2 protein-coding genes are annotated in these 1,289 nt (G+C 31.5%); both read left to right on the top strand.

Annotated elements, in window-relative coordinates:
* Positions 1-165 precede the first annotated feature (165 nt).
* Positions 166-981: a hypothetical protein gene (locus AC1DIT_RS28140; protein WP_016114830.1), complete on the top strand. Its 816-nt coding sequence runs from the start codon at positions 166-168 to the stop codon at positions 979-981.
* A gap of 67 nt (positions 982-1,048) precedes the next feature.
* On the top strand, positions 1,049-1,289 hold a 241-nt coding region (locus AC1DIT_RS28135), incomplete at its 3' end, for a YdbC family protein (protein ID WP_476998603.1).

Here is a 1,289-nt window from a genome sequence, read left to right as displayed (position 1 = left end):
GTTACTGAGAATGCGAGTTTCATTGTAAACATACTCCTTTTATTGGATTATTTAGTAAATATATTATAAGCATACCATGATAAAGTTTCTTTTTGTTTTTATTCTGAATATTTTGTCTTATAATTAATTTGTATATAACACTTTATATAGAAATGAGCTGATTGATTGTCAATTATTAAGAAAATAGGTCGTTTTTGTCCCGTAGATGACACAGGATACATTATTAATGATTCACATATCAATAACATTCAACCAGTCTTTTTGAAGGTTATACAAGAAGTAAAGGATATATGTTTTCATTTGCTACAGGATGACCTTCATAGCATTTATATAAGAGGATCTGTTCCAAGAGGAATTGGAATAGAGGGAATTGCAGATATAGACACAATTATATTAGTTCGAAAAGATCCGAAGGCAATAGACCTGGAATGGATCGAAAGTATAGAGCAACAATTGCTTCAAAAATTTGGTTGTATATCTGGGGTGGAATTAAGTTTTTATGATGTTGAAGAAGTGTTACATTCCAGTCGTTTTTCGTTTATAAGCTTTATGATTCAAACACATGGAGTATGTATACTCGGTGAAGATATAAGATCACAGCTACCTAAATACAAAGTAAGTCGAGAATTAGCACGTGAACATCTTATACATTTACAGCCACAAATTGAACAAGCATGTAAAGAATTAATTCATAATAAAGGTAGGGAAGATATATTAGATTGTTGCCGCTGGATTATGAAAATCATAGTTAGAGCAGGATTAGCATTAACAATTGATAAAGAAGGACTTTATTCTAGAGACCTTTATCCAGCGTATGAGTTGTTTAGTAAGCATTTTCCAGAGCAAGAACAAAATATGAGGAAAGCGCTGCAATATGCAGTTAATCCTATAGACGACATAATGGAAATTACAGCATATTTAGATAACTTTGGGAGTTGGATGATAAAAGAAGCGAATTATTATTTAAATAATAGTGAATGAAGCAAAACATAATTTTATTATGTAAACAAATAGTGCCATTTTTTTAGTTATAGTAAGGGGGAGCAGCATGTTATTAAAAACGATATTTTGTCAGGTAGAAAAAGAGAAAAAGGGTTTGTTTTCAGAGGCGCAAGAGAAATGGAGAGATTTACAAAACTTAGAGGGATTTCATGGACAGTTCGGGGGCTGGGATGAAGATGAGGCCTGTGTATTTACTGTTTGGGAAAACATGAATACATATCAAACATTTATGAATGAAATGCATGATCCAATTTTTCATAATAGTAATCAAAAGGATACGTATGTAT

Source organism: Bacillus sp. 05T22 (assembly GCF_056396765.1).
The sequence above is the reverse complement of the archived record's forward strand: the minus strand, read 5'-3'. Positions and strand labels throughout refer to the sequence as shown.